At 62.2% G+C, this 24,445-nt stretch carries 27 protein-coding genes and 1 pseudogene; 14 read left to right on the plus strand and 14 right to left on the minus strand.

Going from position 1 to position 24,445, the window contains the following annotated elements; translation table 11 throughout:
* Nucleotides 1-762 (plus strand): adenine deaminase C-terminal domain-containing protein (locus C9427_RS02265; protein ID WP_146172488.1); only part of this gene is annotated, 762 nt, incomplete at its 5' end.
* 14 nt (nt 763-776) lie between these two features.
* Here the strand turns inward: C9427_RS02265 and C9427_RS02270 are convergent.
* Together C9427_RS02270 and C9427_RS02275 are read right to left on the minus strand one after the other, a co-directional pair.
* Nucleotides 777-1,934: an alpha/beta hydrolase gene (locus C9427_RS02270; RefSeq protein ID WP_107647599.1), complete on the minus strand. Its 1,158-nt coding sequence runs from the start codon at nt 1,932-1,934 to the stop codon at nt 777-779.
* A gap of 125 nt (nt 1,935-2,059) precedes the next feature.
* Complete coding sequence (locus C9427_RS02275) at nt 2,060-3,133, minus strand: alpha/beta hydrolase (protein WP_107647600.1); 1,074 nt, start codon at nt 3,131-3,133, stop codon at nt 2,060-2,062.
* Between the two features lie 313 nt (nt 3,134-3,446).
* On the opposite strand from C9427_RS02275, the gene ilvA reads away from it, so the two are divergent.
* The gene (ilvA, locus tag C9427_RS02280; RefSeq protein WP_107647601.1) at nt 3,447-4,703 is read left to right on the plus strand and encodes a threonine ammonia-lyase IlvA; all 1,257 of its coding nucleotides are present in this window, start codon (nt 3,447-3,449) and stop codon (nt 4,701-4,703) included.
* Between the two features lie 13 nt (nt 4,704-4,716).
* Nucleotides 4,717-5,277 (plus strand): DUF1697 domain-containing protein, encoded by a 561-nt coding sequence (locus C9427_RS02285; protein WP_107647602.1) that lies wholly within the window; start codon nt 4,717-4,719, stop codon nt 5,275-5,277.
* Between the two features lie 56 nt (nt 5,278-5,333).
* Here C9427_RS02285 and gloA read toward each other — a convergent pair whose 3' ends face one another.
* Nucleotides 5,334-5,774, minus strand: coding sequence for a lactoylglutathione lyase (gene gloA, locus C9427_RS02290; RefSeq protein WP_107647603.1), 441 nt, complete (start codon nt 5,772-5,774; stop codon nt 5,334-5,336).
* 196 nt (nt 5,775-5,970) lie between these two features.
* Between gloA and C9427_RS02295 the strand changes: the two genes are divergently transcribed.
* The 3 genes from C9427_RS02295 to C9427_RS02305 are packed head-to-tail and all read left to right on the plus strand — an operon-like array spanning nt 5,971 to nt 7,878.
* Complete coding sequence (locus C9427_RS02295) at nt 5,971-6,567, plus strand: cold-shock protein (protein ID WP_097577476.1); 597 nt, start codon at nt 5,971-5,973, stop codon at nt 6,565-6,567.
* A gap of 25 nt (nt 6,568-6,592) precedes the next feature.
* A complete protein-coding gene (locus tag C9427_RS02300) occupies nt 6,593-7,102 on the plus strand; it encodes a DUF192 domain-containing protein (protein WP_107647604.1) in 510 nt (169 codons plus the stop codon).
* An 8-nt stretch (nt 7,103-7,110) separates the two neighbouring features.
* Entirely contained in the window at nt 7,111-7,878 is a 768-nt protein-coding gene (locus C9427_RS02305; protein ID WP_107647772.1) for an alpha/beta fold hydrolase, read from the plus strand.
* Nucleotides 7,879-8,032: 154 nt separating this feature from the next.
* Here C9427_RS02305 and C9427_RS02310 read toward each other — a convergent pair whose 3' ends face one another.
* On the minus strand, nt 8,033-8,641 hold the full coding sequence (locus tag C9427_RS02310) for an HD domain-containing protein (protein ID WP_107647605.1): 609 nt from the start codon (nt 8,639-8,641) through the stop codon (nt 8,033-8,035).
* A 177-nt stretch (nt 8,642-8,818) separates the two neighbouring features.
* Between C9427_RS02310 and cysE the strand changes: the two genes are divergently transcribed.
* On the plus strand, nt 8,819-9,667 hold the full coding sequence (gene cysE, locus C9427_RS02315) for a serine O-acetyltransferase (RefSeq protein WP_107647606.1): 849 nt from the start codon (nt 8,819-8,821) through the stop codon (nt 9,665-9,667).
* Between the two features lie 239 nt (nt 9,668-9,906).
* Nucleotides 9,907-10,110 carry a DUF3126 family protein gene (locus tag C9427_RS02320; protein ID WP_013531334.1) on the plus strand — a complete coding sequence of 68 codons (204 nt, stop codon included), beginning with the start codon at nt 9,907-9,909 and terminating at the stop codon, nt 10,108-10,110.
* Between the two features lie 56 nt (nt 10,111-10,166).
* On the opposite strand, the gene C9427_RS02325 is transcribed toward C9427_RS02320, so the two are convergent.
* Nucleotides 10,167-10,898 carry a hypothetical protein gene (locus C9427_RS02325; RefSeq protein WP_107647773.1) on the minus strand — a complete coding sequence of 244 codons (732 nt, stop codon included), beginning with the start codon at nt 10,896-10,898 and terminating at the stop codon, nt 10,167-10,169.
* A gap of 143 nt (nt 10,899-11,041) precedes the next feature.
* Here C9427_RS02325 and C9427_RS02330 point away from each other — a divergent pair, with 143 nt between their 5' ends.
* Nucleotides 11,042-11,380: a DUF6949 family protein gene (locus tag C9427_RS02330; RefSeq protein WP_107647607.1), complete on the plus strand. Its 339-nt coding sequence runs from the start codon at nt 11,042-11,044 to the stop codon at nt 11,378-11,380.
* An 82-nt stretch (nt 11,381-11,462) separates the two neighbouring features.
* On the plus strand, nt 11,463-11,990 hold the full coding sequence (locus C9427_RS02335; protein WP_107647608.1) for a gamma carbonic anhydrase family protein: 528 nt from the start codon (nt 11,463-11,465) through the stop codon (nt 11,988-11,990).
* 206 nt (nt 11,991-12,196) lie between these two features.
* Here the strand turns inward: C9427_RS02335 and C9427_RS02340 are convergent, their stop codons facing one another.
* The 3 genes from C9427_RS02340 to C9427_RS02350 form a co-directional block, all read right to left on the minus strand.
* Nucleotides 12,197-12,805 (minus strand): transglutaminase-like cysteine peptidase, encoded by a 609-nt coding sequence (locus C9427_RS02340; protein WP_107647609.1) that lies wholly within the window; start codon nt 12,803-12,805, stop codon nt 12,197-12,199.
* 297 nt (nt 12,806-13,102) lie between these two features.
* Nucleotides 13,103-13,720: a PilZ domain-containing protein gene (locus C9427_RS02345; protein WP_107647774.1), complete on the minus strand. Its 618-nt coding sequence runs from the start codon at nt 13,718-13,720 to the stop codon at nt 13,103-13,105.
* Between the two features lie 114 nt (nt 13,721-13,834).
* The gene (locus tag C9427_RS02350) at nt 13,835-14,473 is read right to left on the minus strand and encodes a PAS domain-containing protein (protein ID WP_107647610.1); all 639 of its coding nucleotides are present in this window, start codon (nt 14,471-14,473) and stop codon (nt 13,835-13,837) included.
* A gap of 432 nt (nt 14,474-14,905) precedes the next feature.
* Here C9427_RS02350 and C9427_RS02355 point away from each other — a divergent pair, with 432 nt between their 5' ends.
* Nucleotides 14,906-15,652, plus strand: a complete 747-nt coding sequence (locus C9427_RS02355; protein ID WP_107647611.1) for a rhomboid family intramembrane serine protease — start codon at nt 14,906-14,908, stop codon at nt 15,650-15,652.
* 96 nt (nt 15,653-15,748) lie between these two features.
* Nucleotides 15,749-16,180, plus strand: coding sequence for a CBS domain-containing protein (locus C9427_RS02360; protein ID WP_097577376.1), 432 nt, complete (start codon nt 15,749-15,751; stop codon nt 16,178-16,180).
* 49 nt (nt 16,181-16,229) lie between these two features.
* On the opposite strand, the gene C9427_RS02365 is transcribed toward C9427_RS02360, so the two are convergent.
* Nucleotides 16,230-16,487 carry a YjhX family toxin gene (locus C9427_RS02365; protein WP_097577373.1) on the minus strand — a complete coding sequence of 86 codons (258 nt, stop codon included), beginning with the start codon at nt 16,485-16,487 and terminating at the stop codon, nt 16,230-16,232.
* 282 nt (nt 16,488-16,769) lie between these two features.
* Here C9427_RS02365 and gatB point away from each other — a divergent pair, with 282 nt between their 5' ends.
* Together gatB and C9427_RS02375 are read left to right on the plus strand one after the other, a co-directional pair.
* Nucleotides 16,770-18,269 carry an Asp-tRNA(Asn)/Glu-tRNA(Gln) amidotransferase subunit GatB gene (gene gatB, locus C9427_RS02370; protein WP_107647612.1) on the plus strand — a complete coding sequence of 500 codons (1,500 nt, stop codon included), beginning with the start codon at nt 16,770-16,772 and terminating at the stop codon, nt 18,267-18,269.
* Nucleotides 18,270-18,273: 4 nt separating this feature from the next.
* Nucleotides 18,274-18,501, plus strand: a pseudogene (locus C9427_RS02375) (GNAT family N-acetyltransferase); the annotation flags it as partial.
* Between the two features lie 8 nt (nt 18,502-18,509).
* On the opposite strand, the gene C9427_RS02380 reads toward C9427_RS02375, so the two are convergent.
* The 5 genes from C9427_RS02380 to C9427_RS02400 all read right to left on the minus strand — a co-directional run bounded on the left by C9427_RS02380 (nt 18,510) and on the right by C9427_RS02400 (nt 24,437).
* Nucleotides 18,510-19,316: a DUF72 domain-containing protein gene (locus C9427_RS02380; RefSeq protein ID WP_107647613.1), complete on the minus strand. Its 807-nt coding sequence runs from the start codon at nt 19,314-19,316 to the stop codon at nt 18,510-18,512.
* Between the two features lie 22 nt (nt 19,317-19,338).
* A complete protein-coding gene (locus C9427_RS02385; RefSeq protein ID WP_107647614.1) occupies nt 19,339-19,809 on the minus strand; it encodes a GNAT family N-acetyltransferase in 471 nt (156 codons plus the stop codon).
* 22 nt (nt 19,810-19,831) lie between these two features.
* A complete protein-coding gene (uvrA, locus tag C9427_RS02390; RefSeq protein WP_107647615.1) occupies nt 19,832-22,753 on the minus strand; it encodes an excinuclease ABC subunit UvrA in 2,922 nt (973 codons plus the stop codon).
* A 713-nt stretch (nt 22,754-23,466) separates the two neighbouring features.
* Nucleotides 23,467-23,754 carry a hypothetical protein gene (locus tag C9427_RS02395; protein ID WP_107647616.1) on the minus strand — a complete coding sequence of 96 codons (288 nt, stop codon included), beginning with the start codon at nt 23,752-23,754 and terminating at the stop codon, nt 23,467-23,469.
* A 77-nt stretch (nt 23,755-23,831) separates the two neighbouring features.
* Entirely contained in the window at nt 23,832-24,437 is a 606-nt protein-coding gene (locus C9427_RS02400; protein WP_107647617.1) for an ATP-dependent Clp protease proteolytic subunit, read from the minus strand.
* Between the last annotated feature and the right edge of the window lie 8 nt (nt 24,438-24,445).

Here is a 24,445-nt window from a genome sequence, read left to right on the forward strand (position 1 = left end):
ATCCTCATCGTTTCCGATCTGGCGGCAATGACCATCGACGAGGTCTATGCTCGCGGCGTCAGGCTGGCCAAGGGCGGCAAGCTCGAAATCGACATTCCGGCCTATGATTATCCCAGAACGGCCAAGAACACCGTCAAGCTCGGCAAGAAACTGAAGGCCGGGGATTTCGACGTCGCCGCCCCCAAGGGCGCCAACGAGGTGCGGGTGCGCGTCATCGGCGTGATCGAGAACCAGGCGCCGACGCGGGCGCTGGAGGCCGATCTGCCGGTCGAGGATGGGCTGGTTGCCATGGACCGCCGCAACGATGTCTGCCAGATCGCGCTGGTCGAGCGCCACAGGGGCACGGGCGGCGTCACCAACGCTTTCGTCTCCGGCTTCGGCTATATGGGCGACTGCGCCATGGCTTCCAGCGTGGCACACGATGCACACCACATCATCGTCGTCGGCACCAACAAGCAGGACATGGCGCTGGCGGTCAACCGGCTGGGCGAGGTCGGCGGCGGTGTCGTGCTGTTCTCGAAGGGCAAGGAACTGGCGCTGGTCGAAATGCCGATCGCCGGGCTGATGTCGGACGAGCGGGCTGAAATCGTCGCCGCCAAGGCGGAGAAGCTCACTGAGGCGATGCGCAGGATGGGCTGTTCGCTCAACAACGCCTACATGCAACATTCGCTGCTGGCGCTGGTCGTCATCCCGGAATTGAGGATTTCCGATGTCGGCCTGATCGACGTGACGACCTTCCGGAAAGTCGACCTGTTCGTCTGAGAACCCGACGGCGGTCAGCCCCCCGTGGCGATGGTCAGCACCTTGAACGGCGTCGTGATGACGATCTCGGCAACGGAGCCGACGGCCTTGCCGAGGCCTTCGCCGATATTGTTGAGCTGTGCCGGATCGGTTTCTTCCGATGCCAGGCTTGCCGGCGTCCGCAGGCGGTTGCCGAGCAACTGCACCAGGATCGGATTGTCGGCGAATTTGGCATGGTTCAACCGGTCGCCGCCCTTGGTCTGGCTGAGGTCGACCACAGACACGCCATAGCTGGCCAGGTCGGCCGCATCGCCATAGTCGCCGACGCGCGGCTTGTCGCCCGAGATCAGCGACGACAGCTTGAGCGCCCGATCGTCGGCGGAAAGCAGGATGGCGAACGGCTTGTCGGGTTTGCCGTAGCGGATCATCTGTTTCTTGAACACGTCGACATCGATGTCGGGCGAGGCCAGGACGACATAGCCCAATTTCCCGCCGAGATCGCGGTCGCCGGTGATGGCAAGCTGGCGCAGCGCCTCCATCGTCACCCAGTTTCCCATCGAATGGGCGATGATGTCGATGCTTTTGGCCCGTGTTTTTGCGAGCATTCGCAGCGTCGCTTCGAGATCGTCGCGCGCGGCGTTGGCGCTTTCCTTGTCGTAGATGTAGCCGGTGGTCTTGCCGCTCGACGCCCAGGAGAACAACACCGGCGTGCCGGGATATTTGGTGTCATGGGCGATCTGCGTCAGCCGGTAGACGCCGTCGTCAAAGCCATTGTTGAAGCCGTGCACGAAAACCAGCACCCGGTCGCCGCGCATGGCGATGTCGGCCCCGACCGCCTTGGCAAATTGAGGCGCGCTGTCGTAGTGGACGACCTCGGTCGCGGTGAAATCCTTCGCCGGTTTGCTGTCCGCCGACCCTTTGGCCCGCTCGATGGCGCCCACCTGATGGGTCTTGGGAACAGTCACGTCGACGCGGGCGTAGCTGGTGGTCAGCGAGCGATCGCCGTCAAACACCTGCCGCGGGTCCTTCGTCGCCTTCTGGCGTGTGGTGGCGGCAAAGATCTCATGGGTAGCCGCAATGTCGGAGGCCGGCGCCGCGACTGTCGTCTTGTTGAGAAGGTCGTGCGTGTTCCGGCCGGCGCAGCCGGTGACAGTGAGCGCGAACGCAACGACGACAAAAATCTTCGAACGCACGGTCGCGCTGGCTCCCGCAGAGGGTTCACGGTGTCCTGGGCTATTTCGATAAAGGCAGCAGCCGGCCCGGTCCAGTTGAAAGTTATCCGATGGTGCCGCAATCGTGAACACGCAGGGCGAAAGCCTTACTGTGTAAGCAGGTTGATGCGGTCGGTCACTTCCCGGTCGCTGGCAAATCCGTCATCCTGGCGCAGCCGCTGGCCAATCATCTTCACCAGCTCCGGATTGTCGGCGAACTTGTTGTGGTTGAAGCGATCCGATCCTTTGACGCTGGAAAGGTCGACGACGGTCACGCCGTAGGAGGCAAGGTCGGCGGCGTTCTTGTAGTCGCCGACGCGCGGCCGCGAGCCGGCGATCAGGCCGGAGAGCCTGAGCGCCCGGTCGTCGTCGGAAAGCAGCAGGATGAACGGCTTGTCCGGCTTGCCGTAGCGGCGCATCTGGCTCTTGAACACATCGACATCGATATCGGGCGAGGCCAGCACCACGTCGCCGAGCTTGCCGCCGAGATCGCGGTCGCCGGTGATGGCGAGCTGGCGCAGCGCTTCCATGGTCACCCAGGTTCCCAGCGAATGGGCGACGACGTCGATGCGACGCGCCCCGGTCTGGGCAAGCATCCTCAGCGTCACCTCCAGCTGGTCGCGGGCGGCGCTTGCGCTTTCCTTGTCGTAGACATAGTCCGTGGTCTTGGCGCCCGACGCCCAGGAAAACAGCACCGGCGTGCCGGGATAACCGGAATCGTGGACGATCTGGGTGAGGCGGTAGACGGCGCTGTCGAAGCCGGTGTTGTAGCCATGCACGAAGACCATGACGCGGCCGCCGCGCGCCGCGATATCGGCGTTGAGCGCGCTGGAGAATTGCGGCTGGGTGTCGTAGCCGACGACCTCGGAGGCCATGAAATACTTCGCCGGGTCGTTCGAATTGCCGCGCGAGCGCCGTTCGATCTGGCCGGCCTGATGGATTCCCGGCACGGTGACATTGACGCGGGCGTAGTTCAGCGTGGCCGAGCGCTCGCCGTCGAAAACCGTGTTTGGGTCGTCGGAGCGCTTGCGCGTCGTGGCGATGAAGATCGAGTGGTTGCCGGCAATTTCCGTCACCGGTGCGGACACCATGGCGCTGCCGAGCAATTCCTCGGTTTGCCGGCCACCACAGCCTGCTACCAGCAAGGCAAGCGCAAAAATGCAGATCGTCTTCAAAGGCACTTAAAAATTCCAACTCCGGCCGAAAGGCCCATCTACCCCCGCGACACCTCCCGGACAGGCGAAGTGCGGCGGAAGTAAGTCGTGTCCAGCGGAAATCGGATCAGCGTCTGGCGACAGCCATCGCACTGTTGCGCGAAAGCCAGAGCGGCGGCAGGAAGGCCAACAGGCATGAACAAACGCCTGCAAGTGCTTGCAAGGATTCCGGGAATGCCTGTGGCGGCCCGCAGGATGGGCCGGGCAATGGCTTTGCCAGGTCGGATATGCAATAGGCGGGGATCAAACGCGCACACAGGCGATCCCGGATGATCCTGCCATGAACAGTTTTTCTTCTCGCGTCGCCATCGCCGCTGCCGCGATCCGGCAGATCTTCCCGCAGACGCCGCTGCAGGAAAACGACTATCTGTCGAAGAAGACCGGCGCGCGCGTACTTTTGAAACGTGAAGACCTGTCGCCGGTCCGCTCCTACAAGATCAGGGGCGCCTTCAACTTCTTCCGCAAGACGCTCGCCGCCGGCAACGATGCCGAGCTGTTCGTCTGCGCTTCAGCCGGCAACCATGCGCAGGGCTTTGCCTTCGTCTGCCGCCATTTTGGCAAACGAGGCGTGGTCTTCATGCCGGTGACGACGCCACAGCAAAAGATCGACAAGACGCGGCTGTTCGGCGGCGAGTTCGTCGAGATCAGGCTGGTCGGCGATTTCTTCGACGACTGCTACCGCGCCGCCCTGGAATTCACCGAAAGCGCCGGTGCGCACATGGTGCCGCCGTTCGACCACAGGGACATCATCGAAGGACAGGCGACCGTCGCCTACGAGATGTCAGACCAGATGCCGGGCGCGCGCATGCCTGATATCATCATGCTGCCGGTCGGCGGTGGCGGTCTGGCCGCCGGCGTCGCGCATTATTTCGCCGACCAGCGCCGCGAGGCGCGCTTCGTCTTCTGCGAGCCGGCCGGCGCGCCGAGCCTGAAGGAGAGCCTCGCTAGCGGCAAGCGTGTCAGGCTCGCCAAGGTCGACAATTTCGTCGACGGCGCGGCGGTCGCCGAGATCGGCCGCGAGCCGCTGCGCCATCTCAAGGAATTTCCTGCCGATGCGGTGCGGCTCATTCCGGAAAACCGGCTCTGCGCGACCATGATCGAGATGCTCAACGTCGAAGGCGTGGTGCTCGAGCCGGCCGGGGCGTTGGCGATCGACGCACTGAAGGATTTTTCGAAGAAGGAAATCAGGGGCAAGACCATCGTCGCCGTGGTTTCGGGCGGCAATTTCGATTTCGAGCGGCTGCCGGATGTGAAGGAAAGAGCGCTGCGCTTCGAAGGGTTGAAGAAATACTTCATCATCCGTTTTCCGCAACGGCCGGGCGCGCTGCGCGACTTCCTTGAAATGCTCGGGCCCGACGACGACATTGCCCGCTTCGAATATCTGAAGAAATCGGCGCGCAATTTCGGCTCGGTGCTGATCGGCATCGAGACCAAGGACCGCCGCAATTTCGACCTGCTCAAGGCGAATTTCGACACCGAGGGCGTCCAATATCAGGACATTACCGACAACGAGACGCTGGCGGGATTCATCATATGAACGGCCAAGTCGGATGAGCGATCGGGGAAAGGTCTTTGTCGCGCTGTTTTCCGGCATCAATGTCGGCGGCAATCGCATCGTCAAAATGGCTGAACTCAGGTCGTTCCTTGGAGAACTCGGCTTTGCCGATGTCGCCACCTATGTGCAGAGTGGCAACGCGGTTTTTCGGGCGGGAAAGGGCGACGCCGCCAGTCTGACCAAACAGCTGGAAGCCGCCTTCGAGAAGAAGTGGGGGTTCCATTCCCGCATCATGGTGCGCGACCTCGGCTGGTTCGAGCGGCTGGTGAAGGAAAATCCCTACCCTGATGTCGCGGGAGAGCCGACAAAGCTGCACGCCTATGTGCTCGAGCGCGAGCCAACCGCCGACGAGATCGCGCGGCTGGCCGAAAAATGCACCGGTCCCGAGAGTTTTGAGGTCAAAAGCGATGTGCTTTACCTGCACGCCCCGGACGGGCTCGGCAAATCGGTTTTCGCCAATCTTATTCCACGCACCCTCAAAGTGCCTGGCACCGCCCGCAACTGGCGCACGGTCCTGACGCTGCTGGAAATGGCCGGCAAGGCCGGCGGCAACTGAGCTCAGGCCACTTACGCGGCCTGGGCGCCCATAGCCGCTCCCGATGAGGTGATCGCTTACCAGGCTCCGGTGTTCGCCATCGAGGCCCATGGCTCGGCCTTGGCCTTGGCCGGGCCTTTCTGCAGCAGCTCGATCGAAATGCCGTCCGGCGACCTGACGAAGGCCATGTTGCCGTCGCGCGGCGGCCGGTTGATGGTGACGCCCTTGTCCATCAGGCGCTGGCAGGTCGCGTAGATGTCGTCGACCTCATAGGCGAGGTGGCCGAAATTGCGGCCGCCCTTGTAATCTTCCGGATCCCAATTGTAGGTCAGCTCGATCAGCGGCGCCTTGTCGGCAATGCCGCTTTGCTCGTCTTCGGACGCGGCGAGGAAGATCAGCGTGTAGCGCCCCTGTTCGTTTTCGTGGCGGCGCACTTCCTTGAGGCCCAGCTTGTTGCAGTAAAAATCGAGTGAGGCATCGATGTCGGCGACGCGGACCATGGTGTGAAGGTAGCGCATGTGATTTTCCTCGAATTGTTGCGTTGCGGGGGAACATAGGGGCCACCCGGCCAAAGGGCAATCGCTGCAACAAATCGGGTATTCCTGTATGGAACCGTGAAAAAAGGCACGTCAGGTCTTGCACACTTGGGAAGCCGCGGTGTTAATCTCATGTCAAGAATCAGTTGTGGTGTTCTTGGCAAAAGGGGGCGTTCTTATGGGGGAAAAGGCCTCTTTCATGGGGCGGGACGGGACCGGTAGCGACGCCTTGAATCGGGACGAGAGGGGCGACGCGGCCGATCTCGTTGAGATTGCGGGCGCCATCAAATGGTTCGACGTGGCCAAGGGCTACGGTTTCATTCTCCCTGATGACGGCTCTTCAGGTGATATTCTCCTTCACGTGACCTGTCTTCGCAAGGACGGCTTCCAGACGGCGCTGGAAGGCGCGCGCGTCGTTTGCCTCGTCAAGCAGGGCGAGCGCGGCTTGCAGGCGTTCCGTGTGCTCTCGATGGATGTCAGCACGGCGATCCATCCCGCCGAAATGCAGGATCAGCGCACGCATGTCTCAGTCACGCCGGAAAGCGGCCTCGAACGGGCGCTGGTCAAATGGTTCAACCGAACCAAGGGATTTGGCTTCCTGACAAGGGGCGAGGGCACCGAGGACATTTTTGTCCATATGGAGACGCTGCGCCGCTACGGCATCACCGAGCTCAGGCCCGGTCAGGTCGTGCTGGTTCGCTTCGGACGTGGTGACAAAGGCCTTATGGCTGCCGAAATTCACCCTGATATGGGCACCTTGCCGGTTTCGCATTAGGACGATTTCCGGCCGAGGACTTTGAATGGCTCACAGGAACTGGCTGACGGCGAGCGCGCTCTGCGCCGCAATTGCCGTCATTGTCGCCGCCGGCGCTTTCTTCTATTCGCAGCAGCCGACCTCGGCCGATGGCCGGGCGATGATCCTTCCCGTCGACCCGCAGCCACTGATCGCGGTGACGAAGGGCGGGGAGCGCTCTTTCTCCATCGAGGTCGCCGACACCTCCGCCGAGCGCGAGGCCGGCCTGATGTTTCGCGAACAGATGGCCGACGATCACGGCATGTTGTTCGTGTTCGAGGCGCCCAGGGAAGTGAATTTCTGGATGAAGAACACGCCGCTGCCGCTCGACCTGATCTTCGTCGGCCAGGACGGCAAGATACGGGCGATCAAGCAAGGTGAGCCGCAATCCGAGGCGATCATCTCGCCCGGCGTGCCGGTGCGTTTCGTGCTCGAGCTCAAGGCGGGCACGGCTGCCAGGGACGGCATCGAGGATGGCGACCTGTTGCGCCACCCGGCAATCGGCGGGAGCAAATGATTCAGCCGATGCAGTCTTTCTCCCATGACGGCTTTGACCTTGCCTTCCTCGATCGCCAGCCGGCATCGGGCAGTGGCGACCCGGTGCTGATGATCCACGGCTTCGCCTCCAGCCACTACGTCAACTGGGTGTCGCCTGGCTGGTTCAAGACGCTGAACGATGCAGGCTACCGCGCCATCGCTCTGGACAATCGCGGTCATGGTTCTTCGTCGAAGAGCTACGAAGAGGCAGACTATACGCCGGACCGGATGGCTTCGGACGCTGCGGCCCTGCTCGACCATCTCGGCATCGAACGCGCCCATGTCATGGGCTATTCGATGGGCGCGCGGGTATCGGCGTTCCTGGCGCTTTCGGACCCGGACAAGGTGGCCACACTGGTGTTCGGCGGCCTTGGCATCGGTCTGGTCGATGGCGTCGGCGACTGGGATCCGATCGCCGATGCGCTGCTGGCCGAGGACCCGAGCACAATCAGCCATGCGCGCGGCCGCTCGTTTCGCGCCTTCGCCGACCAGACCCGAAGCGACCGGCAAGCGCTCGCCGTCTGCATCATCGGTTCCCGGGCATCAATGAGCGAGGACGATGTCGCGCGCATTGCCCAGCCGACCCTGATTGGCGTGGGGACCAGGGACGACATCGCCGGCTCGCCTGACGAACTGGCCGCCCTGATGCCGAACGCCAGGGCATTTCACATCGAGGGACGCGACCATATGCTGGCGGTCGGGGACAAGACCTTCAAGCAGCGGGTGCTGGAGTTCTACGCCGAAAACCCGCTGTGAGTAAGGTGCGCCTCTTCCTTCTCCCCTTGTGGGAGAAGGTCGGATGAGGGGTGTTCCAGCTTGGCACCGACAGCGCTCCGGCCAACACCCCTCAACCGTCTCGGCGCTACGCGCCGATCCACCTTCTCCCACAAGGGGAGAAGGAAGAAGCCTTTCATGCCTCAAGCGCCTTGAGCGAGCGCGCCATGTTTTGCCTGGCCTGCGGCTCGAACCGCTGCCGGAATTCCTCGGTGTGGAAAATATGCGGGCGGGCGAGGAAGGACTTCAGCACCGCGCCGCGGCCAGCATTCCACATCGGTTCCTCAACCCAGCCATACTCCTGGCGGATCGCTTGCTCATAAGCGTCGAAGGCATCTGGCGCCGCACCCAGGATCGCCAGGTCCATATCGAGGAAAAGTGCTGTATCGCGGATAAAATCGCCACCGTCAGGGCTCTGAACGCTGGGCAGCTCATGCGTGGCGGTGGCTGATATCATCGCCGCGACGCGAGCCAGGCGCTCCGCGTCGGTACGGCCGGCGAGTTTTGTCTCGGCAAGTGCCGCGCTCCTGGCCTCGTTGTCCTTGGCCCGGCTGTCATAGATGGCGTCGTGGAACCAGATCGCCGCTTCGACCGCTTCGGGGTCGTTCAGTGAGGCCCGATAGTCCCCGGCCAGCGCCAGCATCGCCTGGATATGGGAGAGATTGTGATAGTGGCGGCTCTCTGCCTGATACAGCGCGGAGAGCTCGCGTTTCAGCGGTTCGTCGATCAAGGGTTCGTTTTCCATGGCCGCTTGATTTTCCGTGAACCAAATCCATTTGACAAAGCACTAAGGAAAATTGAGTTCACCCGTGTTATGATCTGGCTTATAGAGCATGTCGCCCAAAGGTGGGCAGCGGTTTTGGGACAACGATATGCTCATGCGCATTATGCGGCTGGAGAATAGGCAAGCCGGAGTCATCAGATGAACAGCATTACCATTGCCCGCCCCTCGATGGTGAAGCCGATCGACCCGATCTGGCGCTCGATCCGTGACGAAGCGATGGAAGCGGTCAACCGCGATCCGTTGCTGGCGGCGTTCCTCTATTCGACCATCCTCAACCAGGAAAGCCTGGAGGAGGCGGTCATCCATAGGCTGGCCGAACGGCTCGACCATCAGGACATCGGTTCCGATCTCATCCGCCAGACATTCAAGGCGATGGCGGCCGACGACAAGGACTGGTCGACGACCGTGCGCGTCGACATCCAGGCCTATTACGACCGCGATCCGGCCTGCGACCGCTTCATCATGCCGGTGCTCTATTTCAAGGGCTTTCACGCCATCCAGACCCATCGTCTGGCGCATTGGCTGTGGAACCAGGGCCGCAAGGATTTCGCGCTCTACCTGCAGAGCCGGTCGTCCTCGGTCTTCCAGACCGACATCAACCCGGCTGCCCGCATTGGCAAGGGCATCTTCCTCGACCACGCCACCGGCTTTGTCGTCGGCGAAACCGCTGTCATCGAGGACGACGTGTCGATACTGCATGGCGTGACGTTGGGCGGCACCGGCAAGGCCGGTGGCGACCGTCATCCCAAGATCCGTCGCGGCGTGCTGATCGGCGCCGGCGCCAAGATCCTCGGCAACATCGAAATCGGCCATTGCTCGAAAGTCGCGGCGGGTTCCGTCGTGCTGTCGCCCGTGCCGCACAACAAGACGGTTGCCGGCGTGCCGGCCCGTGTCGTTGGCGAGACCGGCTGCGACCAGCCTTCGCGGCAGATGGACCAGCTTTTGCCGTCGCAGTCGATGGAGCATGTCGTCAGCTTCGACATCTGACGTCAGGCGCGGACCCACAGCTGAATCCGGTTGTAGGCTGGGGGGCGTTGTTTCTCTCGCCGGCTTGCCTTTACATCGCCATTGTCGACGTGTCAGAAGCGCGTCTCTAATGCGTGTCGCCCAAAAGTGCGCAGCGGTTTTGGGACAACGACACGCATAAAAAATAAGATCTAAAGCGTGTCGTATGCATCCCCTCGGACGCCACGCGCTTTCGCAAGCCCGACGATCGGAGAGAACTGTTGAAGCCGGACGAAATCAGAAAGCTGGACGCCTATTTCAAGCGTGTCTTCCAGAATCCCAAGCTCGAGGTAAAGGCGCGGCCGCGCAAGGATGATTCGGCCGAGGTCTATGTTGGCGACGAATTCCTCGGCATCGTCTTCAAGGACGAGGACGATGGCGATTACAATTTCTCGATGGCGATCCTCGACATCGACCTGGCCTGAGGGCGAAATTGAATTGGTGGCTGGACCCTTCGGCCGACCTGCCCGGACGGGCCGCGCTAGCGCCCGGTCTTCAGGATGCGCGCGGCCTCGGCGGCGATCGCCGCGTCAAGCGCCTGCCAGTCGCCGAGAAATTCCCTGGGAAAGCGGTAGCTGAGGCTGAGATTGTCGCCGACCTGGATGTCGCGTTCGCAAGGTGCCAGCGATTCCGCTGCGCTCGGTCCGCTCAGGCAGCGCGCCACGAACGGATCCTTGCCGGGGCGCCCGGCGACCGCCAGCACCTCGTTGAGATAACCTGATTTCTCGGTGAAACCGTAGAGCGTGGTGCCGCCCGGGCCAGGCGTGCCGGGCTGCGCGATCAAGGCGCTGTAGATCGGCGCGAAACGGCCGCTCATGTCGCGCGACATCATCTGCTGCTCGAACGACAGGAAGACGATGTTCCCGCGGGGACCGATGTGGTTGAAATCGTCGCGCGCGACCGTGCTGTAGCCGTCCATCTCGGGATAGCGCAGATAGAGGTCGAGGCGCGAGGCGATGCCGTCGCGGCGGGCCTGGTCGAAGCGGATGAAATTGGCCGGCACGGCGATGACATTGTTGCCGATGACGATCTTATGGATCGTGGTGTCGTCCGTATAACCAGCCATGGCGATCGAGCGGCCAAACCATTTGCCGCCAAGGCTGATCGCCACCGAAAGCAATGCCAGCGTCGCGAATGCGTAGAACACCCGCTTCATCAGCGTGGAATCGACAGCGGTGAGTTGCGGGCCCTCGGCGGCGGCTACTTGCTTCATCGCGATCCCCGACATCGACCATCCATCACAAAATGCTCCCTCTCCCCTCGGGTGTCCTACGGCGGCACATCAGGCGCGGCATGGCTCTTGCAACGCGCCTATCGAATGCGACTGTGCGATTTCATGGTAAACGGATGGTAAAGATGGGTCCGGTCGAACATACACTCTTCGCTTTTATGTCTGGGCTCACGGCGTGCGGCCTGGTCGGAGCGGCAATGGAGTTGATGTCGGGCCGCCGGCTCGCCTTTGCCGAACCTTATGTGTCGCCGAAGCATATGCTGCGCACGCTGCTGGCGACGGCATGCGCCGGTCCGCTGATGTTCATCAACGACGCCCTGGATTCCTGGCGGGAAGGCCATATTTCGACACTGGTGCTCATCTCCTGCGGCTGCACCGCGACGATCTGGGCGTTGGCTTTGGGCATCGCGCTGATCGACATTGCATCCCGGGCGGATGCGCTTCTAGTGTCTGCGAACTTTTAGTGCATGTCGCGCAAAAGTGTGCAGCGGTTTTTGCGGTAACGACATGCATAAGGCGTAGTGTGAGACGATTCGGAGGCGAGAAATGCCGCTCTATGCGATCGACGGAAAGACGCCCGGTTTCGAGGACGCCGACAGCAACTGGATCGCGCCGGACGCCACGCTGATCGGCGATATCAGGGTCGGCCGCAATGCGGGCTTCTGGTTCGGCGTCGTCATTCGCGGCGACAACGAGCCGATCGTCATTGGCGCCGACACCAATGTGCAGGAACACACGGTCATGCACACCGATCCCGGCTTCCCCCTGACCATCGGCCAAGGTTGCACGATTGGCCACCGCGCGCTGTTGCATGGCTGCACGATCGGCGACAACAGCCTGATCGGCATGGGCGCCATCGTGCTGAACGGCGCCAAGATCGGCAGGAATTCGCTGGTCGGCGCCGGGGCATTGGTCACCGAAGGCAAGGAATTCCCCGACAATTCGCTGATCGTCGGCTCGCCCGCGCGCGTGGTGCGGGAACTGGATGAGGCGGCGGTAGCCAGGCTGCGCGCCTCGGCCGCGCACTACGTCGCCAACGCCAAGCGCTTCAAGGCGGGGTTGAAGAAGGCGTAGGCCAGAACCGCTGCCGATCCCAAAAACAGCGGAGCCGGCCCGGGGACGGGGCCGGCTCCTAAAACCCGGTCGTTGGGGACGGGGAGGGTGGGGACTCGACCGGGTTTTCTCCTTAAGCGCGTCGCGCGACGCGCTTGACCTCTGTTCTATGCATCTCGTTGTCCCAAAACCGCTGCGCACGTTTGGGCGATATGCATTGGCGTCCTTTAGCGGACGCTGGCGACTGCGTCGGAGCGGCCGTCATTGATCGTTACCCAAACGCCCGAATTCTGGCTCGATTGGCGCTTGAGGTAGGTGTAGTCGGTGGCGGTCCAGGGCAGCACCTTGGACTTCAGATTGTCGAGGATGAACTCGCCGAGGCTGGTGCGCACGGTCAGCACCGCGTGGCCGTCGCCATTCGACTGGCGAGCCACCGTCATCAACAGGTCGCCGGCCGGAACGCCGATATCCATCAGCTCGCGGCGCTTCTCCAGTGCATAATCCTCGCAATCGCCAAACCCGCTGTCGGGATAGGACCAGACCTCTTCCTTGCCCCACAGTTCCATGTCGGTGCGCGGCTCGATCCTGGTGTTGACCGAATTGTTGATGCTCACGATCCTTGCCCACAGCTTGCGGGTCAATTCGACCGGCGCCTGCTTCGGCGTCCTCTGGCTGCATTCCCGCGGCAGCTTCTGGCAGAACTCGTAATGGCCAACCGGCTGTGTGGTGCGGCCGCCGGTATGCATGAAGGCAGGTCCCGCTGCCTCTGCTGTCCCCCAGGCGGAAAGCTGCATCGCCATTGCCAAGAGCAACAGCTTGCCCCTCGTCCTCTTCATTCTTCAGTCTCCCCGTTTGAGGAGACTATGACACGGGTGGATTTATTCGACGCAAAAGCGCGGAGTAGATATTAAGTAAAACGCCAGTAGAATAAACATAAAATTTGATGCATTTGAGTATAAGATTGTTGAGGTATTCCTGGCTGGCCCGCGCGCTCGCTGCCGTCTACCTAAATCCGGCCCGGATCAGGAAAGTGAAAAAAATTAGGCGAACAGGAAAGACTGAGCGCAAAGCGCGGGCCAATAAAAAACCGGCCGAAATGGGCCGGTTCGGTTTGCGATAAGTGTTGCCGTCCGTCAGACGCCTGGTGCGTTGAACTCGGAATCGAGCGTTTCCGGCCGCTGGATGACCGCGAACTCGATGGCGACACCGTCCTCGAAATGCCGCACCACCTGGCCGCGCATCGTGCCGAGCGTCACCTGGACGCCGATCGCCGGCTTGACGTCGATCTCGATCGCCGCACCTGAAAGCGACAGGTCGATGATGCGGCACTGGTACTGGCGCCCGTCGGTAAGCTGCAGCACGCTTGTCGGATTGCGCGGGGCGACGCGTTCGTGACGACGGTCTTCCGGCAGGTCGAGTTCATGCTTGTTGGCGAGCCAGGTCAATTGCGCGGCCAGCTTGTCCTTCTTGCGCTCCGACGCGATGACGGTCATCGCGAAGCCATCCTGCAGAGTACGGGTGACGACGCCCTCGATGCGACCGATATGGTCGATATAGGCGATGACTTTCTCACCGGGCATGCCAATGCGCTCGCAGCGAAACGACACATTGCCAGGCGACATGTCGACGACCTGGCAAGGATACTCGGTACGATCCTCCAGCATGAAGCGTCCGTAAATCTTCACGCGGACGCGCTGAAAGTTACGCCTTTCGGCTTGGGACGGCGCGGATTCGACCGCCGCTGACCTCATGACTGCCTGCACCCCGTTTGGCATTCCGCGCGTGATGCGGGAATTTCACGGAAAACTACAGCAAAGCAGGTTAATAAAGGGGAAAGCCTGCCCCCGTTGCTTCAGGATTTGGTGTTATTCCTCGCGTCCGCCGTCGAACACGACGAGATGACGGATGCGGCGCGCCTGGCCGAGCGCCGAAATCGTCTCTGGCGGATCGAGCTCCAGGGGAACGAGCGAGGGGACGTCGATAGCCGGCCTGTTGTTCAGGAACACCGGTTCCTTCTCCGGATCGACGACGCGGATCGAATCGATCAGGGCGTCGGCGATCGGATCGGCGCCCAGCCAGAACGGTTTTTCCGCGGCACTTATCACGCCGAGGCAGCGCGGATTTTCGATGCCGCCGTCGAGCGGCAGGGCGAGCAGCTCGAATTTGTTGGAGCGGCCGTTGCGGCTGAAGCCCTCATAGGTGACGAGCGCCACGGATTTCTGATCGAAGACGCCATCGACCAGCCTTGCGACGAGCCGCTGGTCCTTCTCGCGCCACAGCGAGGGAAAGGAAAACCCTTTCAGTTCACGGCCATAGACCGCGCAAAGCCTGGTGCCGGCCAGCCGGAATACCGCTTCGCCGCGCGTATCCTTTTCCAGGATGAACGTGTCGGCCAGCAGCGACTTGATATCGGCGGGCTCGACTTCCGAGCGCTTCGGGGCAGGGCGTCCGTCACGCAGCCGGTTCCAATAATGGAACAGCGTGATCGATCCGTTCTGGTTCATGCTATGCAGCTCCGCGCATTCTGTCGTCTGATGTCCCATCGGTGAACAGAAGGGGCGCCCTCCGATGACCTACATGCGTTGCGGAGCAGGATGCGTGCCAGCGTCGTTAACACTTGTTCACGGGTCGGGGCCGTTAAGGTTAACAAGTGGTTTACGTTGCGTCCGACCGGGCCCTGTGGCACACCAAAACCACTCCAGAAGCGGTCGTTTCGCGACGATCGGCAGCAACTTCAGTCAAGAGTTTGGGGGTCGGGGGACTCGACCAGCCGTTCAAGGGAAACCTTGGACGGCTTCTTTTTGATTCGCGTCCGATTTTGATTCGCCCGACTTGATTCGCAGCCCCGCTTTGACCCGCAGGGACGATTCGCCGTTTGTGATTTTGCCGGCCGTAGCCTAGATGCTCGGGATGTCGAATCCTGGGACTGCGTGCAAATGAATGAACCAGTAAGCCCGTCGGACATCGAACAGGGCGAACCGCGCGAGCTGGAGGAGCAGCGCCGTGAGCCCGTGTTCAATCTGCCGCCTGTCGTGCTGGCGGTGATCGGCATTTGCGTCGCCGTCCATCTGATCCGGGTCTATGTGCTGACCGACGAGCAGGACCTGTCCCTGCTGATCCGGGCTGCCTTCATTCCGATCCGCTATTCCGGTCGCTTCGACCTTGATTTCTATGCATTTTCAAGTCCGTTCACCTATGCCTTCCTGCATGGCGGCTTTGCCCATCTTGCCATCAACATGGTGTGGCTGGCGGCTTTCGGCTCGCCATTGGCAAACCGCTTCGGCGCGTTTCGCTTCAGCCTGTTCTTCGCGGCGACGGGATTGGCGGCGGTGGTGCTGTTCTGGGCCGTGCATCCGCTCGGCCAGGCGCCGCTGGTCGGCGCGTCGGGCGCGATATCGGGCATGATGGGAGCCGCCGCACGCTTTGGCTTCCGTATCGACCGATCGCACGGCAAGGCCGCCTTCGCCGGCGCGCCCTTGCCGATGGCTGACGTTTTCCGCTCCCGCGGCGTGGTGACCTTCCTTGCGGTGTGGATGGTGATCAACCTCGTCACCGGCCTTATCGGCGCACCCGGCGTCGACGGCCAGATTGCCTGGGAGGCGCATATTGGCGGTTTTGTCGCCGGCTTCTTCGGGCTGCGGTTTTTTGATCGGCGCCAGCAGGCGGATGAGTTCGTGGTCTGAGACCGCGCACTTGAAATGCAACCGATCGCGGCGCACCATGTTCACTCTTATGTGAAAGCCGGCCAGGGCAGGAGCCGGCAAGCTGAGGAGGACGCCATGACAGTTAAGGCAATTCTCGAGAAAAAAGGCCATGACGTGTTGACGTGCGGGCCGAACGACAAGCTGAGCGAGGCCATTCGCATCCTGACCGACCACAGGATCGGCGCGCTGGTCATCACCAATGGCGACCACAAGATCGTCGGCATTCTTTCCGAGCGCGACGTCGTGCGGGTGCTTGCCAAGGAAGGGGCGGCCGCACTCGATATCGCGGTGCGTTCGGCGATGACGCCCAAGGTGAAGATCTGCAATGAGAACCACACCGTCAACGAGGTCATGGAGATCATGACCAGGGGCCGTTTCCGCCATCTTCCGGTGGAAAAGGACGGTCTGCTCGACGGCATCGTCTCCATCGGCGACGTGGTGAAGCGGCGCATCGAAGATGTCGAGCGCGAGGCCGAAGAGATCAGAGCCTATATCGCCACGGCCTGAGCCGGGCGAGAGAAAACCGCCGACCGGAGGCCGGCCGGCGGATTTGCCTTTACCTGTTATCGAGTTCGGCGCGGACGAGTTCGAGCCCGCGCCGGGTGATGCGGTAAGGTCCGCCGCCCGCCGAGGAGACCGCTCTCTTCCGCTTCAGTTTGCGAAACAGATTGAGATCGACGCCAGGATAGTGCCAGCCATCGCGGGTCAGGCATTTGACGGAGGCGATCCGCTTCTTCTCGTTCTTTTCGATTTCGATGCGCCCGCCCTGCGCGAGCAGGTGCAGGATGCGCTGTTCAGTGCGCGAAATGTCCATGTGAAAGAATTCCCGGGAAAACGAAAAAAGCCGCCGCCGCGAGAGTTCGCGGCACGGGGTTTCAGGTTTTTTCTGCCCTGCCTCACTGGGAGGTCAGGGCCTTACCGGGACTGAGCGTAAGTGGACATCCACTCTCCATTGGGATGAACGGCATATAGGCGAAGGCGGCGGAAAAGGCCAGCCTGAGGCTTTGCACTTGTCTCTTTTGGCGGTTTGCACTAGCGAGAACACACATCAAAATATGCGTTTGCGCATATTCCGCACTTCTAATTGCAGGCCCTCATGACCCTCATCGACACCCGCACGCCCGACGCCAAGCGCCTGATATCAGGCGCCACCGGCGACTGGGAAATCATCATCGGCCTCGAGGTGCACGCGCAGGTGACCTCGGAGGCAAAGCTGTTTTCCGGCGCCTCGACGACGTTCGGCGCGGCGCCCAATGCCAATGTCAGCCTGGTCGACGCGGCGATGCCAGGCATGCTGCCGGTGATCAACGAGGAGTGCGTCAAGCAGGCGATCCGCACCGGTCTGGGGCTCAGGGCGCAGATCAACCACAAGTCTGTCTTCGACCGGAAGAACTATTTCTATCCCGATCTGCCGCAGGGCTATCAGATCTCGCAGTTCAAGCAGCCGATCGTCGGCGAGGGCAAGGTGACCGTTTCGGTCGGCCCCGACCGGCAGGGCGAGTTCGAGGACATCGAGGTCGGCATCGAGCGGCTGCATCTGGAGCAGGATGCCGGCAAGTCGATGCACGACCAGCATCCGACCATGTCCTATGTCGATCTCAACCGCTCCGGCGTGGCGCTGATGGAGATCGTCTCCAAGCCCGACATGCGATCCGCCGACGAGGCCAAGGCCTATGTCACCAAGCTGCGCACCATCGTGCGCTATCTCGGCACTTGCGACGGCAATATGGACGAAGGCTCACTGCGCGCCGACGTCAACGTCTCGGTGCGCAGGCCCGGCGGCGAATTCGGCACGCGCTGCGAGATCAAGAACGTCAATTCGATCCGCTTCATCGGCCAGGCCATCGACTACGAGGCGCGCCGCCAGATCGCCATTCTCGAGGACGGCGGCAAGATCGACCAGGAAACGCGGCTGTTCGACCCCAACAAGGGCGAGACGCGCTCCATGCGCAGCAAGGAAGAGGCGCATGACTATCGCTATTTCCCCGATCCGGATCTTCTGCCGCTGGAGTTCGACCAGGCCTATGTCGACGCGCTGGCGAAGGACCTGCCGGAACTCCCGGACGACAAGAAGGCACGGCTGATCTCATCGCTGGGGCTTTCGACCTATGACGCCTCGATCCTGGTCTCGGAGAAGGCGATTGCCGACTATTTCGAGAAGGTGGCCGCCGGCCGCGATGGCAAGCTCGCCGCCAACTGGGTCATCAACGATTTTCTGGGTGCTCTGAACAAGGCCGGAAAAGACATTGAAAACGCACCGGTTTCACCTGATCAGCTCGGCGCTGTCATCGACCTGATCAAGGAAGGCACCATCTCCGGCAAGATCGCCAAGGATCTGTTCGAGATCGTCTGGAACGAGGGCGGCGACCCGCGCCAGCTCGTCGAGAGCCGCGGCATGAAGCAGGTCACCGACACCGGCGCCATCGAGAAGGCGGTGGACGAGGTGATATCTGCCAACCCGGACAAGGTCGAGCAGGCGCGCGCCAAGCCGACCATGGCCGGCTGGTTCGTTGGCCAGGTGATGAAGGCGACGGGCGGCAAGGCCAATCCGCAGGCGGTCAACGACCTGGTCAAGGCCAAGCTCGGCATCGAATAGGAAAATGTTCGTCCGCACTGCCAGCGAACGCGATCTGGTTGCCATCCGGGCACTGCTGGTCGAGACATGGCACGCCACCTATGACGCCATCTACGGTGCCGCCAAGGTCACCGAGATATCAGACGAATGGCATTCGATCGCCTCGCTCAAGGCGCGGTTGGCGCGGCCGAACTCCGAATTCCTGGTGGCCGACGATGGCAAGCGCGTCGGCGGCATGGCCTTCGCGGCAGCCACCACGGATCAGTCTGTCACCCGCTTCATCAAGGCCATGGCGCCGAATGGGGCGCGAACCTTGCCTTCGGTGATGAAGTAGACGAACACGTCACGCGGCTTGACTGGCGCCTCGGTCGCGGGATCGGCACGCCGCAGGTCGGCGGGAATCTTGCCTTCCGCCCAGGTCTTGGCACGCGCCGCCCACTCGTCTAGCCCTTTCGGCGTGTAGCAGTCGGGATTGTCGTCGCTGCCGGTCTGCAGCCGGGCATAGATGAAATCGCCGGTGACGTCTGCAATATCAGGATATTTGGCGTGGTCGGCATAGACGATGGCGACTTTGTACTTGCGCGCCAAAGCGGCGAATTCCGGCACGACAAAGCTGTCGTTGCGGACTTCGACCGCGTGGCGCAACGCAACGCCGTCCTGCTTTTCCGGCAGCAGTTTCAAGAAGGCCTCGAAATCGTCCGGATCGAATTTTTTCGTCGGCGCGAACTGCCACAGGATCGGCCCGAGCTTGTCGCCGAGTGCCGCGACGCCCGAGCCCAGGAAACGCATCATGGACTCGCCGGCCTCGCCGAGCACCCGGCGGTTGGTGACGAAGCGATTGCCCTTCAGCGAATAGACGAAACCGTCCGGCGCCTCGTTCGCCCATTTCACGAAGGTCGGCTCCTTGAAGCTGGAATAATAGGTGCCGTTGACCTCGATGCTCGGCACCTGCCGGCTGGCATAGTTGAGCTGCTTGGCCTTTGAGAGCTTGTCCGGATAGAAGGAGGTGTCCCAAGGCTCAAAGGTCCAGCCGCCCATGCCGGCGCGGATTGTTCCATGGCTGCTCATTGTCTTCTCCTCCGAAATGCGATCAGGCCGGGGCTATGTCGTTGACGGGCTTTGCCATGTCGACCACCGTCCATCCCGTCCGGTATGGATTGGGCCGGCGGCCCGTTTCGCGAAAGCCATAGGCTTTGTAGAGCGCGATATTCCGCTCCATCCTCGCATTCGTGTAGAGCCGCACCTCCGGCAGGCGCCACTGTCGCGTCTGCTCGTCGGCGAAGTTGAGGAGTGCGATGCCAAAGCCCTTGCCCTGAAAGCCCGGCGCGACCGCGACGTTGAAAATCATCGTGTGATCCGGGTGCCGTTCGAGAACCAGAAGTCCGGCCGTCTCCTCCCCGCTTTCCAGCAGCCAGACCTCGCCGCGTTCGATGCGTGGCGTATAGTCCTCGGTGACCGGTATGGGCGGCGCGCCGAGCAACGCGGTGTAGGGCGCGTAGGCGGATTCGGTCAGCGTGACGACAGTTTGGAGATCACCGGCAAGCGCTCTTCTGGTCGTCATTCAAACGCTCCCAACTACTCAATCACTCCGCCGCTTCGCGCTTGCCTCCGGGGCGCCGCTCCAGCAATTCCCTCAGGAACTGGCCGGTGTAGCTGCGCTTCTCGCGCACGATGTCCTCCGGCGTGCCGGAGGCGACCAACTCGCCGCCGCCATCGCCGCCTTCGGGGCCGAGATCGAGCACCCAGTCTGCGGTCTTGATCACTTCGAGATTGTGCTCGATGACGACGACCGTGTTGCCCTGGTCGACCAGCTCATGCAGCACTTCCAGGAGCTTGGCGACATCGTGGAAATGCAGGCCGGTGGTCGGCTCGTCGAGGATATAGAGCGTCTTGCCGGTCGCCTTGCGCGACAGTTCCTTGGCAAGCTTTATCCGCTGCGCCTCGCCGCCCGACAGCGTCGTCGCCTGCTGGCCGATATGGATGTAGCCCAGCCCGACCTGCTTCAGCGTCTCCAGTTTGTCGCGCACGCCGGGCACGGCGGCGAAGAAGTCGACGCCTTCCTCGACCGTCATGTCGAGCACGTCGGCGATCGACTTGCCCTTGAACACAACGTCGAGCGTCTCGCGGTTGTAGCGCTTGCCGTGGCAGACGTCGCAGGTGACGTAGACGTCGGGCAGGAAGTGCATCTCGATCTTGATGACGCCGTCGCCCTGGCAGGCCTCGCAGCGGCCGCCCTTGACATTGAAGGAGAAGCGGCCGGGCTGATAGCCGCGCGCCTTGGCCTCGGGAAGACCCGCGAACCAATCGCGGATCGGCGTGAAGGCGCCGGTATAGGTGGCGGGATTTGAGCGTGGGGTCCGTCCGATGGGCGACTGGTCGATGTCGATGACCTTGTCGAGGAATTCCAGGCCCTCGATACGGTCGTGCTCGGCCGGATGCTCGCGCGAGCCCATGATGCGGCGCGACGCCGCCTTGAACAGCGTCTCGATCAGGAAGGTCGACTTGCCGCCGCCCGACACCCCGGTCACGGCGGTAAACGTGCCAAGCGGGATTTCGGCGGTGACGTTCTTCAGATTGTTGCCGCGCGCGCCGACGATCTTCAGACGCCGGTTCTTCTTGGCCTCGCGCCGCACCCCAGGCGTCGCCACTTCGAGCGCGCCCGACAGATATTTGCCGGTGATCGAATTGGGATTGGCCATGACCTGTTGCGGCGTCCCCTGGGCGATGATCTCGCCGCCATGGATGCCGGCGGCCGGTCCCATGTCGACGACATAGTCGGCATGCAGGATAGCGTCCTCGTCATGCTCGACGACGATCACCGTGTTGCCGATGTCGCGCAGATGCTTCAGCGTGTCGAGCAGGCGGGCATTGTCGCGCTGATGCAGGCCGATCGACGGCTCGTCCAGCACGTAGAGCACGCCGGTGAGGCCGGAGCCGATCTGCGAGGCCAGCCGGATGCGCTGGCTTTCGCCGCCCGACAGCGTGCCCGAATTGCGCGACAGCGTCAGATAGTCGAGCCCGACATCGTTGAGGAAGCGCAGCCGCTCGCGGATCTCCTTCAGGACGCGCACGGCGATCTCGTTCTGCTTGTCGTTGAGCTGGGCCGGCAACTCGGTGAACCACTGGTCGGCCTTGCGGATCGACAGCTCGGTGACCTCGCCGATGTGTTTTCCCGCGATCTTCACCGCCAGCGCCTCCGGCTTCAGGCGGTAGCCGTTGCAGGCCGGGCAGGGCGTGGCCGACATGAAGCGCTCGATCTCCTCGCGCATCCAGGCGGATTCGGTCTCCTTCCAGCGCCGCTCGAGATTGGGAATGACGCCTTCGAACGTCTTGGTCGTCTTGTAGGAGCGCAGGCCGTCATCATACTGGAAGGTGATTTCGCGCTCGCCTGTGCCATGCAGGATGGCCTGCTTGGCCTCTTCGCTGAGATCCCTGAACTTGTCGCCAAGCTTGAAGTCATAGGCCTTGCCCAAGGCTTCTAGCGTCTGCGCGTAGTAGGGCGAGGTCGACTTCGCCCACGGGCTGACGGCGCCGGCGCGCAGCGAGATATTGTCGTCGGGAACCACCAGGCTGGCGTCGATGGCGCGCTGGCTGCCGAGGCCGTCGCAGGTCGGGCAGGCGCCGAACGGATTGTTGAACGAGAACAGCCGCGGCTCGATCTCGGGAATGGTGAAGCCGGAGACCGGGCAGGCGAATTTTTCCGAGAACAGGATGCGCTCATGCGTCTCGTTCTTCGACTTGTTGACCGAATCCTCTCCGGTCTGGCTGGCGTCGAGCGGCCGGTCGGCGAATTCGGCGACCGCCAGCCCTTCGGCGAGCTTCAGCGCGGTTTCGATGGAATCGGCCAGCCGCGTGGCGAGGTCGCCGCGCACGACGATGCGGTCGACGACGACGTCGATGTCATGCTTGTACTTCTTGTCCAGCGCCGGCGCGTCGGCGATTTCGTAGAAGACGCCGTCGACCTTGACGCGCTGGAACCCCTTCTTCTGCAGCTCCAGCAATTCCTTGCGGTACTCGCCCTTGCGGCCGCGCACGATGGGCGCGAGGATGAACAGGCGGGTGCCTTCCTCGACCGACAGCACGCGGTCGACCATCTGCGAAACCGTCTGGCTCTCGATCGGCAGGCCGGTGGCCGGCGAATAGGGAATGCCGACGCGCGCGAACAGCAGCCGCATGTAGTCGTAGATCTCGGTGACGGTGCCGACCGTCGAGCGCGGGTTCTTCGAGGTGGTCTTTTGCTCGATGGAGATGGCAGGCGACAGGCCGTCGATCTGGTCGACATCAGGCTTCTGCATCATTTCCAGGAATTGCCTGGCATAGGCCGACAGGCTCTCGACATAGCGACGCTGGCCCTCGGCATAGATGGTGTCGAAGGCGAGCGACGACTTGCCGGAGCCGGACAGGCCGGTCATGACGATCAGGCTGTCGCGCGGCAGGTCGAGATCGACATTCTTCAGATTGTGTTCGCGCGCCCCGCGAATGGAAAGATATTTATGGTCGGCCATTGCCGGTCGCCGCCTCAGGTCTGGAATTTGCTGGAGTGGCGGGGGTTTCCCGGCCATCCCTTATGTAGGTCATTTCGCCGCCACGTCGAGAGAACTCCCGACAGAAGCGTTTAACCGTCTTTCGCGCGAGCGGGCAAGCGGAAAGAACAAAGACCGAACACGCTCCTGACAAAAGCTGTGGGGAATTGACCCCCGCATAACCTGACCCTCATGTAATCTCCTGGCGATCACATTTTTTGTAACCCGGCTATTGACGGTTGACGTCGCCGACCGAGGGGCGCAGTCTCAAGCAGTCAACGAAGCCGGCCGTCTTTCGATGGCCTCGCCGCCCACAGGCGGCCTGCGAGACGCCGCAGGCTGTGCGATTTGCGCTTCGGACGACAGAACGTCGCAACGGACACAGGAGCGGAGCATGACGCCACCGGATAGTCCCTTGAGGCTCCAGATATCGCTGGAGCCACGGCAGGCATAAGTGCCAGGGTAGGCGTAAGCGCCGCCCGACAAACCGTGACTGCCGACCCCCAAAATCAGAGACCACTGGTCGGATCGTCGGCTGAATGCCGCGAAGCATCCGAAATCAAAAGCCGGTAAAACATTCCCGGCGATTTGGATTTGATATCCATAAAAGCCCCGTCCGATTGCGGAAGCAACGGCGGGGCTGTTTGTTTCTGAGGTGCTGCCTGATCCGTCAGAGTCTTTGGTGTGCCGCTTGTCTAATGGTTAGGCGGCTTGATCGACCCGGCGTCGACATCGATGGTTATACTGCCGGAAATCCTGACATCGGTATTGCCGATCTTGAACTGGCCGTTGCCGCCGGCAGGCAGCGCGTCGTCGGGTTCAGGCTGCGGGGCCGGCCTGGCGATGCGATAGTCGCTGGCCACGCCAGGCAGGGCGCCCTTTTGCGGCGAACTGTCATCGGCAAACGCGTTGCCGGCCAGCAAGCAGGCGCCGGCAAGAGCGGCGGCACGGCGCAATGATCTGGATGAACGGCTGTCGGTCATTTCGCGAACTATAGTGTCACGCGGCGGGCGAGGCCAGACCGGCCGCGATCAAATTGCCGCGTGTCAGCCGGCTTGCCTCATGCCGCCTTCTTGCGCGTATCGAAAACATGGTCGACGAGGCCCCATGCCTTGGCGTCCTCGGCGGTCATGAAGAAATCGCGGTCGAGCGTGCGCTCGACCTCTTCATAGGTGCGGCCGCAATGATGCGCATAGAGCTCGGTCATACGCTTCTTGGTGCGCAGGATGCCTTCGGCGTGACGCTGGATATCGGAGGCTTGACCCTGGAAGCCCCCCAATGGCTGGTGCAGCACGATGCTGGTGTTGGGCAGCGCGATGCGCCGCCCCGGCGTGCCCGCCATCAGCAGGAAAGAAGCCATCGAGGCGGCAAAGCCCATGCAGACGGTCGACACCGGGCAGGAGATATATCGCATCGTGTCGTAGATGGCGAAGCCGCTGGTCACCACGCCGCCTGGTGAGTTGATGTAGAGCGAGATCTCCTTGTCGGGATTGTCCGATTCCAGCGACAGAAGCTGGGCGCAGACCAGCGCCGACATGCCGTCGTCGATCTCCCCGTTGATGAAGACGATGCGCTCGCGCAGCAACCGCGAAAAAATGTCGAAGGCGCGCTCGCCGCGGCTCGATTGCTCGATCACCATCGGCACCAGATTGGCAAGCCCGCTCATCTTTTTTC

It is taken from the genome of Mesorhizobium helmanticense, assembly GCF_003034915.1.
Lineage (GTDB): Bacteria > Pseudomonadota > Alphaproteobacteria > Rhizobiales > Rhizobiaceae > Mesorhizobium > Mesorhizobium helmanticense.

Excerpts from the sequence above, each read along its gene's own strand:
- C9427_RS02380 (WP_107647613.1), bottom strand. The coding sequence starts at position 19,316 with ATGAGCAGCCATGGAACAATCCGCGCCGGCATGGGCGGCTGGACCTTT.
- C9427_RS02360 (WP_097577376.1), top strand. The coding sequence starts at position 15,749 with ATGACAGTTAAGGCAATTCTCGAGAAAAAAGGCCATGACGTGTTGACG.
- C9427_RS02395 (WP_107647616.1), bottom strand. The coding sequence starts at position 23,754 with ATGACCGACAGCCGTTCATCCAGATCATTGCGCCGTGCCGCCGCTCTT.
- gatB (WP_107647612.1), top strand. The coding sequence starts at position 16,770 with ATGACCCTCATCGACACCCGCACGCCCGACGCCAAGCGCCTGATATCA.
- C9427_RS02295 (WP_097577476.1), top strand. The coding sequence starts at position 5,971 with ATGGGGGAAAAGGCCTCTTTCATGGGGCGGGACGGGACCGGTAGCGAC.
- C9427_RS02400 (WP_107647617.1), bottom strand. The coding sequence starts at position 24,437 with ATGAGCGGGCTTGCCAATCTGGTGCCGATGGTGATCGAGCAATCGAGC.
- C9427_RS02385 (WP_107647614.1), bottom strand. The coding sequence starts at position 19,809 with ATGACGACCAGAAGAGCGCTTGCCGGTGATCTCCAAACTGTCGTCACG.
- ilvA (WP_107647601.1), top strand. The coding sequence starts at position 3,447 with ATGAACAGTTTTTCTTCTCGCGTCGCCATCGCCGCTGCCGCGATCCGG.
- C9427_RS02345 (WP_107647774.1), bottom strand. The coding sequence starts at position 13,720 with ATGAGGTCAGCGGCGGTCGAATCCGCGCCGTCCCAAGCCGAAAGGCGT.
- C9427_RS02335 (WP_107647608.1), top strand. The coding sequence starts at position 11,463 with ATGCCGCTCTATGCGATCGACGGAAAGACGCCCGGTTTCGAGGACGCC.
- C9427_RS02285 (WP_107647602.1), top strand. The coding sequence starts at position 4,717 with ATGAGCGATCGGGGAAAGGTCTTTGTCGCGCTGTTTTCCGGCATCAAT.
- C9427_RS02350 (WP_107647610.1), bottom strand. The coding sequence starts at position 14,473 with ATGAACCAGAACGGATCGATCACGCTGTTCCATTATTGGAACCGGCTG.
- C9427_RS02305 (WP_107647772.1), top strand. The coding sequence starts at position 7,111 with ATGCAGTCTTTCTCCCATGACGGCTTTGACCTTGCCTTCCTCGATCGC.
- gloA (WP_107647603.1), bottom strand. The coding sequence starts at position 5,774 with ATGCGCTACCTTCACACCATGGTCCGCGTCGCCGACATCGATGCCTCA.
- C9427_RS02365 (WP_097577373.1), bottom strand. The coding sequence starts at position 16,487 with ATGGACATTTCGCGCACTGAACAGCGCATCCTGCACCTGCTCGCGCAG.
- cysE (WP_107647606.1), top strand. The coding sequence starts at position 8,819 with ATGAACAGCATTACCATTGCCCGCCCCTCGATGGTGAAGCCGATCGAC.
- C9427_RS02310 (WP_107647605.1), bottom strand. The coding sequence starts at position 8,641 with ATGGAAAACGAACCCTTGATCGACGAACCGCTGAAACGCGAGCTCTCC.
- C9427_RS02330 (WP_107647607.1), top strand. The coding sequence starts at position 11,042 with ATGGGTCCGGTCGAACATACACTCTTCGCTTTTATGTCTGGGCTCACG.
- C9427_RS02325 (WP_107647773.1), bottom strand. The coding sequence starts at position 10,898 with ATGAAGCAAGTAGCCGCCGCCGAGGGCCCGCAACTCACCGCTGTCGAT.
- C9427_RS02300 (WP_107647604.1), top strand. The coding sequence starts at position 6,593 with ATGGCTCACAGGAACTGGCTGACGGCGAGCGCGCTCTGCGCCGCAATT.
- C9427_RS02355 (WP_107647611.1), top strand. The coding sequence starts at position 14,906 with ATGAATGAACCAGTAAGCCCGTCGGACATCGAACAGGGCGAACCGCGC.
- uvrA (WP_107647615.1), bottom strand. The coding sequence starts at position 22,753 with ATGGCCGACCATAAATATCTTTCCATTCGCGGGGCGCGCGAACACAAT.
- C9427_RS02340 (WP_107647609.1), bottom strand. The coding sequence starts at position 12,805 with ATGAAGAGGACGAGGGGCAAGCTGTTGCTCTTGGCAATGGCGATGCAG.